The organism is Streptomyces sp. NPDC102441, from assembly GCF_044765585.1.
In the GTDB taxonomy this organism is placed as follows: domain Bacteria; phylum Actinomycetota; class Actinomycetes; order Streptomycetales; family Streptomycetaceae; genus Streptomyces.
In genome coordinates, this window is sequence record NZ_JBIWKH010000018.1 from 109,377 (window position 1) to 123,331 (window position 13,955).

The 13,955-nt window shown below is 72.3% G+C and carries 12 protein-coding genes; 9 read left to right on the forward strand and 3 right to left on the reverse strand.

What is annotated here, in order from left to right; all coding sequences use genetic code 11:
- Positions 1 to 381 precede the first annotated feature (381 nt).
- From ispD to ACIREO_RS33255, 9 genes are all read left to right on the forward strand, one after another.
- Positions 382 to 1,146: a 2-C-methyl-D-erythritol 4-phosphate cytidylyltransferase gene (gene ispD / locus ACIREO_RS33215; protein WP_404116988.1), complete on the forward strand. Its 765-nt coding sequence runs from the start codon at positions 382 to 384 to the stop codon at positions 1,144 to 1,146.
- Positions 1,136 to 1,651, forward strand: coding sequence for a 2-C-methyl-D-erythritol 2,4-cyclodiphosphate synthase (gene ispF, locus ACIREO_RS33220; RefSeq protein WP_404116991.1), 516 nt, complete (start codon positions 1,136 to 1,138; stop codon positions 1,649 to 1,651). The genes ispD and ispF overlap by 11 nt, the downstream gene beginning before the upstream one ends.
- A gap of 176 nt (positions 1,652 to 1,827) precedes the next feature.
- Positions 1,828 to 2,427 (forward strand): GNAT family N-acetyltransferase, encoded by a 600-nt coding sequence (locus ACIREO_RS33225; RefSeq protein ID WP_404117145.1) that lies wholly within the window; start codon positions 1,828 to 1,830, stop codon positions 2,425 to 2,427.
- Between the two features lie 27 nt (positions 2,428 to 2,454).
- Complete coding sequence (locus tag ACIREO_RS33230) at positions 2,455 to 3,972, forward strand: ABC transporter substrate-binding protein (protein ID WP_404116993.1); 1,518 nt, start codon at positions 2,455 to 2,457, stop codon at positions 3,970 to 3,972.
- A 4-nt stretch (positions 3,973 to 3,976) separates the two neighbouring features.
- Positions 3,977 to 5,689 carry an ABC transporter permease subunit gene (locus tag ACIREO_RS33235; protein WP_404116996.1) on the forward strand — a complete coding sequence of 571 codons (1,713 nt, stop codon included), beginning with the start codon at positions 3,977 to 3,979 and terminating at the stop codon, positions 5,687 to 5,689.
- A complete protein-coding gene (locus tag ACIREO_RS33240) occupies positions 5,686 to 6,942 on the forward strand; it encodes an MFS transporter (protein WP_404116998.1) in 1,257 nt (418 codons plus the stop codon). Before ACIREO_RS33235 ends, ACIREO_RS33240 begins: the two co-directional genes overlap by 4 nt.
- 60 nt (positions 6,943 to 7,002) lie before the next feature.
- Positions 7,003 to 8,400 (forward strand): cysteine--tRNA ligase, encoded by a 1,398-nt coding sequence (gene cysS / locus ACIREO_RS33245; protein ID WP_404117001.1) that lies wholly within the window; start codon positions 7,003 to 7,005, stop codon positions 8,398 to 8,400.
- 105 nt (positions 8,401 to 8,505) lie between these two features.
- On the forward strand, positions 8,506 to 9,462 hold the full coding sequence (rlmB, locus tag ACIREO_RS33250) for a 23S rRNA (guanosine(2251)-2'-O)-methyltransferase RlmB (RefSeq protein ID WP_404117004.1): 957 nt from the start codon (positions 8,506 to 8,508) through the stop codon (positions 9,460 to 9,462).
- A gap of 206 nt (positions 9,463 to 9,668) precedes the next feature.
- Positions 9,669 to 11,300 carry a DoxX family protein gene (locus ACIREO_RS33255; protein ID WP_404117006.1) on the forward strand — a complete coding sequence of 544 codons (1,632 nt, stop codon included), beginning with the start codon at positions 9,669 to 9,671 and terminating at the stop codon, positions 11,298 to 11,300.
- A gap of 78 nt (positions 11,301 to 11,378) precedes the next feature.
- Here the strand turns inward: ACIREO_RS33255 and ACIREO_RS33260 are convergent, their stop codons facing one another.
- From ACIREO_RS33260 to ACIREO_RS33270, 3 genes are all read right to left on the reverse strand, one after another.
- Positions 11,379 to 12,098 (reverse strand): NDP-sugar synthase, encoded by a 720-nt coding sequence (locus tag ACIREO_RS33260; RefSeq protein ID WP_404117009.1) that lies wholly within the window; start codon positions 12,096 to 12,098, stop codon positions 11,379 to 11,381.
- A 36-nt stretch (positions 12,099 to 12,134) separates the two neighbouring features.
- A complete protein-coding gene (locus ACIREO_RS33265) occupies positions 12,135 to 12,548 on the reverse strand; it encodes a hypothetical protein (RefSeq protein WP_401616914.1) in 414 nt (137 codons plus the stop codon).
- Between the two features lie 225 nt (positions 12,549 to 12,773).
- Entirely contained in the window at positions 12,774 to 13,910 is a 1,137-nt protein-coding gene (locus ACIREO_RS33270) for an ABC transporter ATP-binding protein (protein WP_404117012.1), read from the reverse strand.
- Between the last annotated feature and the right edge of the window lie 45 nt (positions 13,911 to 13,955).

Genomic DNA, 13,955 nt, shown 5'->3' on the forward strand with positions numbered 1-13,955 from the left:
ATGAAACCGGTGTCCGGACTTCGCCGGTGACCGGATGACGCCGACGAACCGGATCCGGGCTTGAGAAAACTGCCGCGGTGCCCGCTGACCAGCCGTCTTCACGGTAAGTCGTCGGGCGCTGCGGCATGTTCGGATCCGGACAGGAATCCGTCCGGAAAGATCAAGGGATCCGTCCGGAACGCCGCCGACGCGCCCTGCTGCCGTCCCCTCGGCAACCTCCGCCGGGCCCTGCTGCGGCTTGGCCGACCGGGGGTCACGGAAGGGGTCCCGGTCAAGTCAAGGCGTCGCCCGTCTCTCCCCCAACCTACGGTCGGGGGCACCCCCAGGCCATACCCATGCCGGCCGTGGAAACAAACCTGCCGAAGCTTCGGAGTGCAACCGATGTCATCGATGTCACCGACGCCTGCTGAACCGAGCCGCCCCCGTACCGCGGTGGTGATCCCCGCGGCCGGCCGCGGCGTCCGTCTGGGTCCCGGCACCCCGAAGGCGCTGCGCGCGCTCGGCGGCACGCCCATGCTGATCCACGCCGTACGGGCCATGGCCGCGTCCCGCGCCGTCACCCTCGTCGTCGTGGTCGCACCCCCGGACGGCGCGCCCGAGGTCAAGAACCTCATCGACGGGCACGCGCTGCCCGAGCGCACCGACTACGTCGTCGTCCCCGGCGGTGCGACACGCCAGGAGTCGGTGAAGCTCGGCCTCGACGCCCTGCCGGCCGACGTCTCCGTCGTCCTCGTCCATGACGCGGCCCGGCCCCTCGTGCCGGTCGACACCGTGGACGCCGTCATCGAGGCCGTACGGGACGGGGCCCCGGCCGTGGTCCCCGCGCTTCCCCTCGCCGACACCGTCAAGGAGGTCGAGCCGGGTGAGCCGGGCGCACCGGAGCCGGTCCTCTCGACCCCCGTACGGGCGCGGCTGCGGGCCGTGCAGACGCCCCAGGGCTTCGACCGCTCCACGCTCGTCGAGGCGCACAGGAGCGTGGCGGTCGACGGTGAGGGTGCGACCGACGACGCGGGCATGGTCGAACGGCTGGGCTTGCCCGTCGTGGTCGTGCCCGGACACGAAGAAGCGTTCAAGGTGACGCGCCCCCTGGACATGGTCCTGGCGGAGGCCGTTCTCGCACGCCGGAGGGCGAACGATGGATTCTGAAGCAGCCCGTCAGCAGCCGGCTCCCGTGATCCCGCGTGTGGGCATCGGGACCGACATCCACGCCTTCGAGGAGGGCCGCGAACTCTGGTGCGCCGGCCTCCTGTGGGAGGGCGAGGGCCCCGGCCTGGCCGGTCACTCCGACGCCGACGTCGTGGCCCATGCCGCGTGCAACGCCCTCTTCTCGGCCGCCGGACTCGGTGACCTGGGGCAGCACTTCGGTACCGGCCGCCCGGAGTGGTCGGGTGCTTCGGGCGTCACCCTGCTCACCGAGGCGGCCCGGATCGTGCGCGCCGAAGGCTTCGGGATCGGCAATGTCGCGGTGCAGGTCGTCGGTCTCCGGCCGAAGATCGGCAAGCGGCGCGACGAGGCCCAGAAGGTGCTGTCCGACGCGGTCGGTGCCCCCGTCTCGCTCTCCGCCGCGACCTCCGACGGCCTCGGTTTCACCGGCCGGGGCGAGGGCATCGCGGGCATCGCGACCGCGCTGGTCCACCGCGCCGGCGGCTGACTCACCGGCCCGCGGCGGGACCCGTACCCGTAACGGGCCCTTCGGCGGCCGTCCCGGGAACCCCGCCCGCCTTATTGCACATGGCTTGCACGTACGCTGGTACGGCAAGTGATGTGCCGTACGGCCGAGAGCGAGGGTGAGCGTCAGTGGTGAGCGCGACCGCCGGGGCGACAAGGATGCCGGAAGCGCCGGCCGGAGCGGACGGTTACGTCCTGCGGACCGCCACCGCGCGGGACGTCGGCGGCGCGCGCGCCGTCATGCTGGACACCGTCTACCACGACCTGCGTTCGGGCTATGTGCCCCGCTGGCACGCCGACATCATCGACCTCGAGAGCGCCTACCTGCGCCCCGAACGCTGCACCCTCCTGGTCGTCGCGCGCGGCGACGAGGTCGTGGCGACGGGCGCGGTGCGGGACCGTGGTCCGCAGGCGCCGCCCAACCCGCAGTGGGTCGCGGACCGTTTCCCCTCCGGTTCGACGGCCCAGCTGTGCCGGATCTACGTACGCCCCGAGCACCGCAGGCACGGTCTCGCCCGCGGGCTGGTCCGGGAGCTCGGGGACTTCGCCGCCCGGGCGGGCGGCTACACCTCGCTCTATCTGCACACCGATCCGGCCGTGCCGGGCGCCGAACCGTTCTGGCGGTCGCTCGCCCGGGAGGTCTGCGACGAACGCGCGCTGCCGGGCGGCGGTCAGGGCATCATCCATTTCGAACTGCCGATGCCCGCTCCCCTGGAGCGGTCCGGGACGGTCCGGATGGCCACCCCGAATATCAGATGACAATCGTTTTCACATAGGGTCTCCGTCATGTCTACGTCCCGAAGCCGCCGCTCCCCGCTGCCGGTCATCGCCGCCACCGCCGCACTGCTGCTCCCGCTCGCGGCATGCTCCTCGTCGAGCGGCTCCGGAGCGTCCGGCGACGCGCAGCGGCTCCGGGTCGTCATGGCCTTCCCGCCCGCCCAGGCCATGTCCCCGTACGGGGACGACGCGGTCACCCTCAGCCGGCTCGCCGTCGTCGAGGGCCTCACCACCCTCGACAAGAACGGTGCCGCGAAGCCCGCCCTCGCCGCCTCCTGGAAGCAGGACAACCCAACCACCTGGACGTTCACCCTTCGCGACGCCTTCTTCCAGGACGGTGCGAAGGTCGACGCCGACGCCGTCGTACGCTCCCTCACCGCCGCGGGCAAGGCGTCCCCGCTGCCCCGGGTGCTGTCCGACACCACCGTGAAGGCGACCGCCGCGGGCAAGGACACCGTACGGATCGTCACCGGGGAAGCCGACCCGCTGCTCCCGCAACGGCTCGCCAACCCGTCCCTCACGATCCTGTCCGCCGGCGCCTACAGGAACGGCAAGGTGAACCCCGCAGGGCACGCCACCGGCCCGTTCACCCTGACCGACGTCAAGGGCGCGGTCGCCGCCACCCTCGAACGCAACGCCGAGTACTGGGGCGGCAAGGCGAAGGCCCCAGGGGTCGACGTCACCTTCGCCGCGGACGGCACCGCCCGCGCCAACGCGCTGCGCACGAAGACCGTCGACGTCGCCGAGTACGTACCGATCTCCCAGGCTTCCCTGCTCGGCGACTCCTACGTCCACGAGTTCCCGTCCGCCCGGACCAACGGCCTCTCGCTCAACACCGAGCACGGCGTCTTCGCCGACCCGGCCCTGCGCGCCGCCGCCCGCGAGGCCATCGACTCCAAGGCCCTGGTCGACGGGGTGTACGAGGGCCGGGCCGACACCGCCCAGGGGCTCCTCGGCCCCGGCATCCCCTGGGCCGCCGAGAAGCGTGCCGCACCCACGGACCGGACCCGGGCGGCGAGCCGCGCCGAGGTGGCGAAGACGAAGGAGATCGTCCTCGCCACCTACACCAACCGGCCCGAGCTCCCCGAGGTCGCGACGCTCGTCCAGCAGCAGCTCGAGAGGCGCGGATTCACCGTCAAGCAGGTCGTCCGCGACTACGCCCAGATGGAGGCCGACGCGCTCGCCGGGAAGTACGACGGATTCATCCAGGCGCGCAACACCCTGCTGGACACCGCCGACCCCGTCTCCTACCTCGCCTCCGACTTCACCTGCGACGGCAGCTTCAACATCTCCCAGCTGTGCGACAAGCGGGTCGACGCCGCAGTCGGCAAGGCCGCCTCACTGACCGGCACCGACGCCCGCCACACCGCCGAGATGACCGCCGAGGCCGCCGTCCTCGGCGCCGACGCCCTCGTGCCGCTCGTCCACGAGCGCTTCGTCCAGGGCTACGACGACGCCCGCGTCGAAGGCGTCGCCCTCGACCCCATGGAACGCACCCTCATCACCGCCGACACCCGCGTCGGGTGACCGCGTGAAGTACCTGGCCGGGCGGCTCGGCGCGCTCCTGGCCGTCGTCGCCGTCATCGGCCTGCTGCCCTGGCTGACCCGCACCGATCCGGCGCTGACCATCCTGCACGCCCGCTACGCGGACCGGCCGCCCACACCGGCCGTCCTCGACGCGATCCGCGCCGAGACCGGACTCGACGGCGGCCCGCTGCACGTACTCGGCGGCTGGGCGGCCGGACTGCTCCGCGGCGACCTGGGGGAGTCCTGGGTCTCCGGACAGCCGGTCGGCCCCGACGTGACCTCCGCGCTCGGCGTCTCCCTGACCCTCATGGGGGCCTCGCTCGCCGTCGCCGCCCTCCTGGCACTGGCACTCTCCGCAGGAACGCTCCGCAGGGGTGCCCGCCGCCGGCTCGTCACCACACGCGCGGGCGTAGGCGCGGCCGTGCTCGCCGCACTGCCGGAGTTCCTCCTCGCCGCGGTCCTGGCCACCGTCCTCGCCGTACAGCTGGGCTGGTTCCCCGCCCTCGGCTGGGGCGGGCCCGAACAGCTCGTCCTGCCCGCCCTCGCCATGGGCGTACCCGCCGGCGCACTCCTCGGGCGGCTGCTCGACGACGCGCTGCCCGCAGCGTTCGCCGAACCCTGGGCGCGCGCCGCCACCGCCCACGGGATGCCCGCCCGCCGGATCGCCGCACACGCCCTGCGCCGCACCCTGCCCGCGCTGCTGCCCCAGCTCGGCCTCGTCGTCGTCGGGCTCACCGGCGGCGCGGTCGCCGTCGAGACGCTCTACGCCATCCCCGGGCTCGGCTCCACGGCCCTGGCCGCCGCCCTCGCCCAGGACCTGCCCGCCCTTCAGGCCTGCGTACTGCTCCTGCTCCTCCTGGGCGTCGCCGCCGGACTCGCCGCCCGCCTCGGCTCCAGGGCCCTGCTCGGCCCCGCACGGACCGACGGCGCCCTCCCCCCGCTCGTCGCGCCGCACCTCCCCACACGCCGCACCGTGGCCGCCGGGGCGGCAGTCCTCGGCGCCCTCCTCGTCGCCGTCGTCCTCGCGGGTCTGCTGCGCGACCCCCTGTACGCCGACACCGCCGCCCGCCTCGCCCCACCGTCGGCCGCCCACCCGCTGGGCACCGACTCCCTGGGCCGCGACGTCCTCGCCCGCCTCGGCCACGGGGCGGCCAGGACCGTGCTCACCGCGATCGCCGTCGGCGCCGTCACACTGCTCCTCGGACTGCTCGCCGGAGCCGCCCGCGCCGGAGCCCTCACCGAGACCGCCAACGCCCTGCCCGCGGTCCTGGCCGGACTCGTCGTCGCGGGGATCGCGGGCCCCGGCCCCTGGGGCGCGGCAGCCGCCGTCGCCGTCGTCGCCTGGGCCCCGCTCGCCGCCCACACCTCCGCGCTGTACTCCCAGGAACGCGCCGCCCCGCACATCGCCGCCGCCCGCGCCCTCGGCGCCGGGCCATGGCACCGGCTGCGCCGCCACATCCTGCCCGGCGTCCTGCCACCCGTCGTACGCCACGCCGTCCTGCGCGTCCCCGCCATCGCCCTGGCACTCGCCTCCCTCGGCTTCCTCGGCCTCGGAGCACCGGCCCCCGCACCGGAGTGGGGCCGCATGCTCTCCGAGAACATGCCCTACGCCGAACGCGCCCCCTGGGCCGTCCTCGCCCCCGCCGCCGCACTCGCCGCCCTCGGCGCACTCGCGGTGCTGACCTCGGCGGCCGTACGCGGCAGGCCCCGCACGTGACGACAACCGATGCGCGACGCACCCGGTCCCGCGCCGCCCCCCTCACCCCCTACCTCCGGCTCCTGACCGCCACCCAGTTCGCCTTCAACACCGGCTTCTACGCGGTCCTGCCCTACCTCGCCGCCCACCTGGGCGACGGGCTCGGCATGGCCGGATGGCTCGTCGGACTCGTGCTCGGCCTGCGCACCTTCAGCCAGCAGGGCCTCTTCGTCGTCGGAGGCGCCCTCACCGACCGCTACGGACCCCGGCCCGTCGTCCTCACCGGCTGCGCCCTGCGCATCGCCGGATTCTGCTGGCTCGCCCAGGCCGGCACCACCGTCACCGTCATCGGCGCCGTCCTCCTCATCGGCTTCGCCGCCGCCCTCTTCTCACCCGCCGTCGAATCGGAGACCACGCGCGCCGCCGTCGCCCACGAAGCCGGAACCGGAACGCCACGCGCCCAGGTACTGGCAGTCTTCTCCGCCGCAGGACAGGCCGGAGCCTTCATCGGACCCCTGCTCGGCAGCCTGCTGCTGCTCCTGGGAGGAGGATTCCGGGCAGCGTGCCTCGCCGGGGCCGTCGTCTTCGTCGGCGTACTCGCCGGACACGCCCGCCTCATGCCCCGGCGTCCCCACCGCGTCCGGCCCGCCCGGCCGGACGCCGCCCCTCCCCGCCAGGTCTTCACCAACCGGCCCTTCCTGGTGCTCTGCCTCGCCTACAGCAGCTACCTCGTCTCCTACAACCAGCTCTATCTCGCCCTGCCGGTGGAGGTGGAGCGGGCCACCGGCTCCCAGGGCGCGCTCGGCGGACTCTTCGCGCTCTCCTCCCTGCTCGTCGTCGCCGCCCAGCTGCCGCTGACCCGCTGGTCCGCCCACCGCATAGCGCCCCGGACCGCCCTCGTCACGGGGCTCGCCGTCGTCGCCGCCGGATTCGCCGTGGTGCCCATCGCCCCGGACGGGCCCTTCGGCCTGCTCCCCGGGGCATCGCTCGTCGTCCTGCTCACCCTCGGCCAGATGCTGCTGGTCCCCGCCGCCCGGGGCCTCGTACCCGACCTGGTCGACGACCGGCGGCTCGGGCTCGCCACCGGGGCCCTGTCCTCCGTGTCCGGCCTCGCCGTCCTCGTGGGCAGCGCCGCCACCGGAACACTCCTCGACACCCCCGGACCCGTCCTCTGGACCGCGCTCGCCGCCATCCCCCTCGCGGGCGCCGCGCTCACGCTGACCCTGCCCACCGGACGGCGCACGCCGGAGCCCGCCGCCACCGTCACCGATTAGTTGTGACACGTTTTCCACAGGGGGCGCTGGGCACTGGTGCGGGCCCACTACCCTTGAGGGGTGACTATTCGCCTGCATGACACCAACGCCCGGCAGACTCGTGACTTCGTCCCGCTCACAGCGGGCTGTGTCTCGATCTACCTCTGTGGCGCCACGGTGCAGGCTGCCCCGCACATCGGGCACATCAGGTCCGGACTGAATTTCGACATCATGCGCCGCTGGTTCGAATACCGCGGGTACGACGTGACGTTCATCCGGAATGTCACCGACATCGACGACAAGATCATCAAGAAGTCCGCCGAGCAGGGCCGCCCCTGGTGGGCCATCGGCTACGAGAACGAGCGCGCGTTCAACGCGGGCTACGACGTCCTGGGCTGCCTCCCGCCCACGTACGAGCCCCGTGCCACCGGCCACATCACCGAGATGGTCGAGATGATGCGCGGCCTCATCGAGCGAGGCCACGCCTACGAGGCCGACGGCAACGTCTACTTCGACGTCCGCTCGTACGAGGGATACCTCGAGCTCTCCAACCAGGACCTCGACGACCTGCGCCAGCCCTCCGGCGACAACGAGACCGGCAAGCGCGACAAGCGCGACTTCGCCATGTGGAAGGCCGCCAAGCCCGGCGAGCCCAGCTGGGAGACACCCTGGGGCCGCGGCCGCCCCGGGTGGCACCTGGAGTGCTCCGCCATGGCGCACAAGTACCTCGGCACCGCCTTCGACATCCACGGCGGCGGCATCGACCTGATCTTCCCGCACCACGAGAACGAGATCGCCCAGGCCAAGGCCTTCGGCGACGACTTCGCGAAGTACTGGGTGCACAACGGCTGGGTCACCCTGGCCGGCGAGAAGATGTCGAAGTCCCTCGGCAACTCCGTGCTGGTCAGCGAGATGGTCAAGCACTGGCGGCCCATCGTCCTGCGCTACTACCTCGGCACCCCGCACTACCGCTCCATGATCGAGTACAGCGAGGAGTCGCTGCGCGACGCCGAGTCCGCCTTCGCGCGGATCGAAGGCTTCGTCCAGCGCGTGGTGGAGAAGGCCGGACCGGTCGAGGCCGCAGCCGAGGTACCGCCCGCGTTCGCGGAAGCCATGGACGACGACCTCGGCGTCCCGCAGGCCCTCGCGATCGTCCACACCACCGTCCGGCAGGGCAATTCCGCCCTCGCCGCCGACGACAAGGAAGCCGCCGTCGCCCGCCTCGCCGAGGTCCGCGCGATGCTCGGCGTCCTCGGACTCGACCCCCTCGACCCCCACTGGGCCGACGAGAGCGACCGCGGCGAAGACCTCCACGGCGTCGTCGACACCCTCGTACGCCTCGTCCTCGACCAGCGCCAGTCCGCGCGGGCCCGCAAGGACTGGCCCGCCGCCGACGCGATCCGCGACCAGCTCAACCAGTCCGGCCTCGTCATCGAGGACAGCCCCAGCGGACCCCGGTGGACACTCGGACCGCGCTGAGCGGACTTCGCACCATGCGTGAGCAGCGCAAATGTGCCGCCCGGCCATCCGGGCGGCACACTTTCACTTGACGACGTCTTTCTGAAGCAACGAAACAGGTAGGTCATGGCCGGGAACAGCCAACGCAAGAACCGCCGCACGTCCAACAAGAAGGGCATGCAGGTCGGCAGCGGTGGGCAGCGTCGCCGTGGCCTCGAAGGCCGGGGACCGACACCGCCCGCCGAGGAGCGTAAGAAGCACAAGAAGAACCGCATGGCCACCGCCAAGGCCAAGCAGGCCGCCAGCCGCCGCCCCGCCCCCCGGCGCGGCGGCGTCAAGGGCACCTCGGAGATGGTCGTCGGCCGCAACCCCGTCTTCGAGGCCCTCCGCGACGGCGTGCCCGCCACCACCCTCTACGTCCAGCAGTACATCGATAACGACGAGCGGGTCCGCGAGGCACTCCAGCTCGCCGGTGAGCGCGGCAACATCCACCTCATGGAGGCCCCGCGCCCCGAGCTCGACCGGATGACGAACGGCCTGAACCACCAGGGCCTCGTCCTCCAGGTCCCGCCCTACGAGTACGCGGACCCGCAGGACCTCACCGCCGCCGCCTACGACAACGGCGAGGACCCCCTCATCGTCGCCCTCGACGGCATCACCGACCCTCGCAACCTCGGCGCCATCGTCCGCTCCGTCTCCGCCTTCGGCGGCCACGGCGTCGTCGTGCCCGAACGCCGCGCCGCCGGCATGACCGCCGGAGCCTGGAAGTCCTCCGCCGGCACCGCCGCCCGCACGCCCGTCTCCCGGGTCACCAACCTGACCCGCGCGCTCGAGGCGTACAAGAAGGAAGGCATCGCGATCGTCGGCCTCGCCGCCGACGGCGAGCACACCGTCGAGGACCTCGAAGCCCTCGGCGGCCCCGTCGTCGTCGTCATCGGCAGCGAGGGCAAGGGCCTCGGCCGCCTCGTCGGCGAGACCTGCGACTACCGCGTCCGCATCTCCATGCCAGGCGGCGCCGAATCCCTCAACGCCGGCGTCGCCGCCGGCATCGTGATGTACGAGGTCGCACGCCGCAGGGCGTGACCCCCGCCGCACGGGACCTGGCCCCGCGGCCGACGCGGCACGCGGGGCCCCGCCGGCCGGGCGGGATACGCCCGCTGGAGGACCCACGTCCCCGCCCCGGGGACGTGCGCGTGTACGCGGACTCACGTACCGCGGAGGACTGTTGACGGGTCTCGGACACTTCGGGCACGTCAAGGCAGTGTCCTAATCACACATCACTCGGTTAGATGAGTGTGGACACCAGAACGCCTCGGTTCGACGACCAACCCGCCCTGAGCATGACGAAGGTGGACAGCGACCCCGCGCAGGTCATCGTCAGCCACGCCAGCTTCCGGGTACAGCTCGCCCCGGGTCAGCGCACCCGTCTGCGCCCCGTGGGCTCCGCCGGACCGGCCAGGATCCCCGCCATGAGCGGCTCAGGCGGCCGCAGGCGGGCCCCCGTCGTCTGGAGCGGCCGGTCCCAACCGGGCGACCCCGGAGCGACCGGACTCCTGCAGGCCGTACGGAACTCCACCGTCGGCCACCTCGACGCCCGCCCCGGCGGCGACCTCGGCGCGGGCCACGACGACACGGGCGGCGGCACCCAGGTCATCCCGCGCCTCGACGAGACCCAGCCCAACCCCGTACTCCGGCCCCCTCACCAGCCCGGGGGCCGCACAGGCCCGCTGCTGCCCCCCATGCGCCAGGCCGTCGGAGCCTACGACGTCGTCGACACCCCGCCCCACGACGCGTACGACATCACCGACGACGACCCCGACGCCGAGAGCCAGGACGACACCACCACCGGCGAACGACGCCACGCCAACGACACCGTCCGCCACGCCTACTACCCCGGCCGCCGGATGAACCTCGGCGTCGTACTCCTCCCGCTGCGCGTCATCCTCGGCTTCCTCGCCATCTACGCCGGCATGGGCAAACTCTGCGACCCCGCCTACTTCGACGGCGGCGACCGCGGCTCCATGGTCAAGTGGCTGACCTCGCTGCACCCCTGGACCGCCGCCGAACCCATGCGCGACCTCGCGCTCGGCCACCCCGTCGCCGCCGGCCTCTCCGTCGCCTTCCTCCAGATCGTCGTCGGCGTCCTCACCGTCCTCGGACTCTGGCAACGGATCGCGGCGGCCTTCGGCGCCCTGCTCTCCGCCGCCATCCTCGTCACGGTCAGCTGGCGCACCGCCGCCGCCTACGACACCCCCGACATCATCCTGCTGGCCGCCTGGAGCCCCCTCGTCATCGCCGGCGCCCCCGTCTACTCCCTCGACGGACACCTCGCAGGAGAAGCCTGGCGCACACTCGGCCCGCGCTCCGCCATCTGGGACCTCCGCCGCCGGGTACTCCGCCGCGGCACCGCGGTCGCCACCGTCGTCGTCGGCCTGACCCTGCTGGTCGGCTCCATGCTCGGCGGCGCCGTCCGCTCCACCGAGGTCATCACCGTGCCCGGCCCCGACAGCTACCCGGCCAACCAGCTGCCCGGCTCCCCGCTCCCCGAAAAGTCCAAGGACAAGCAGGGCAAGCCCTCCAGGACCCCGGAGAACCGCGCCCCCGAGACCTCCCCCTCCAGTGCCCCCGGCACCCCGTCGGCCGAGGAGTCCACCCCGGGCTCCGGCCCCGGACGCGACTCCGGCCCGACAGCCGGGGCGAGCGCCGGCCAGCCCAGCCAGACCCAGGGCACCGGCCAGGCACCCCCGCAGGAGCCCGCCCCGCAGGAACCCCCGTCCGGCGACACCGGCCCCAGCTCATCCGGGTCCACCGGCTCCGGCGGCACCACCGGTGGCTCGGACGACGGAGGCTCCGACGGCGGATCCGACGGCGGCTCCTCCGGCGGCGCCGGACAGAACCCCATCGGCGGCCTGCTCGGCTGACACCCGCACCAGACACACCACGAGGACGGCCACCGGAACCCCGGTGACCGTCCTCGCCCACGTACGCACACGGCCGTGTCAGCCCCCCGCGTGGGTGCCCAGCTCCTTCGCCGCCTCCGTGAGGTCCTTCGCGGTGTCGATCGCCCGCCAGTACGCCCCGTGCGGCAGCGGGAACCCGGCCAGCCGACGCTCACGGGCCAGCCGGGGGAAAGTCGTCCGCTCATGGTCGCCGCGGTCCGGCAGCATCGCCGTGAACTCCGGCGCGAAGACATACACACCCGCGTTGATCAGATACGGCGACGGAGGCGACTCGATGAAGTCCGTGATGTGCCCGAAGGCGTCCGTCTCCACAGCCCCCCACGGGATCCGCGGACGGGCCAGCGCGAGCGTCGCGGTGGCGTCCCGCTCCGCGTGGAACGCGGCCATCTCCCGCAGCGAGAAACGGGTCCAGATGTCGCCGTTCGTCGCGTACCAGGGCTCCGACGGATCGGGCAGCCGCGCCGCCGCATGCTTGAGACCGCCGCCCCGGCCCAGAGGCTCGGTCTCGACGACGGTCGTGACACTCAACGGAAGAACGGCCGAGGCCAGCCACTCCTGCAACACATCGGCAAGATGGCCGCACGAGACCACGGCGTCGGTGACGCCCTCGGCGGCCAGCCAGGACAGCTGATGACCGATGATCGGGGTCCCGGTCCCCGGGATCTCGACCATCGGCTTGGGGCGGTCATCGGTGTACGGGCGCAGCCGCGAGCCCTGACCACCCGCCAGGATCACGGCCTGCGTCGGATACGTATGCATGCCAGGCACGATATGCCGTGCCCGGGCACACCCGGCTCAGCTGAACTGTGCGACGCCCGACGCGAAGGAGGTGTCGCACACCGGACGGGAGAAACGGTGGGCGCGCGTCGGACCGTACTGGTCCACGGCCGCCTTGCCCAGCGCCCTGGCGATCGACATGCAGTGCTTCGCCAGGGACGGACGCCCCTCGACGGTGCGCTGGAGGCTGGTCAGCGCGACACCCGGGTCCTTCTCACGGAGCTCCAGCAGGAGCTTGTCCCGCAGAACGTCCTGAGGAGCCCGGGCCTTCGCCCGCTTGGACACGGTCTCGGAGGCAGCGGTCAGCAACTGGGTCTCGGTGTCCTGCCCTGACCACTGCACACGGGTGACCGCAAGGGTCCCGGACAGAACCATGACGACGGGCAGTACGAGAGCTAGGGTTCGGCCGATTCGGCGCGCGGTGTGGGTCACGCAGGCGAGCGTAGCGGTCAGTGATGACTTGGCGACATTTCGTCACCCTTGCGAGGGATGGTTCGAGTGCCCTTTTCGAATCACGCGTTGACGCGCCAGGGCGAATTGACCGGTGTGCCAGGGTATTTGGGCCTCGCGCGATCCGAAACCCGATCCTCCCCGCGAAACGCGAACGGCCCCGCGTCCTCGAAGGGACACGGGGCCGTAGCGGCTGGATCGTGAGGATCAGGCGGTCAGGCGCTCACCGGTCGAGGTGGCGAAGACGTGCAGCTCGTCCGGGCGCGGCACGACGTGCAGCTCGGTGCCCTTCTCCGGAACGGCGCGGCCACCGACACGGACGACCAGGTCCTTGTGCTCGCCACCGACCTGCGCGGCACCGTAGACGAAACCGTCGGCGCCGAGCTCCTCGACGACGTTGACGGAGACGGCCAGACCGGCAGGGGCCTCGGAGGAAGCCTTGGAGAGGCCGGTCGCGGCGGCGCCGCCGTGCTCGACGATGTCGAAGTGCTCGGGGCGGATGCCGACCGTGACGGTGCTGTCACCGCGGTCGGCGGCGGCGGTGAGCGCCTCACGGGAGACCGGCACGACGCTGTTGCCGAACTTCACGCCGCCGTCGGTGATCGGGACCTCGACGAGGTTCATCGCCGGGGAGCCGATGAAGCCGGCCACGAAGAGGTTGTTCGGGCGGTCGTACATGTTGCGCGGCGAGTCGACCTGCTGGAGCAGACCGTCCTTGAGGACCGCGACACGGTCACCCATGGTGAGGGCCTCGACCTGGTCGTGGGTCACGTACACCGTGGTGATGCCGAGACGGCGCTGCAGCGAGGCGATCTGCGTACGCGTCGACACACGGAGCTTGGCGTCGAGGTTCGACAGCGGCTCGTCCATGAGGAAGACCTGCGGCTCACGCACGATCGCACGGCCCATCGCCACACGCTGACGCTGACCACCGGAGAGCGCCTTCGGCTTGCGGTCCAGGTAGTCGACGAGGTCCAGCATCTTGGCGGCCTCTTCGACCTTCGCCCGGATCTCCGTCTTGTTGATCCCGGCGATCTTCAGCGCGAAGCCCATGTTGTCCGCGACGGACATGTGCGGGTAGAGCGCGTAGTTCTGGAACACCATGGCGATGTCCCGGTCCTTCGGGGGCAGGTGCGTGACGTCGCGGTCACCGATGCGGATCGCACCGCCGTTGACGTCCTCGAGACCCGCGAGCATGCGCAGGGAGGTCGACTTGCCGCAACCGGAAGGACCGACGAGGACGAGGAACTCGCCGTCCTCGATGTCGATCTCGAGCTGGTCCACAGCCGGCTTCGTGGAGCCGGGGTAGACGCGGGACGCCTTGTCGAACGTGACACTGGCCATGACGATGCTTCTCCTCAACCGGCAGGAACGTGCCGGACGATCCGA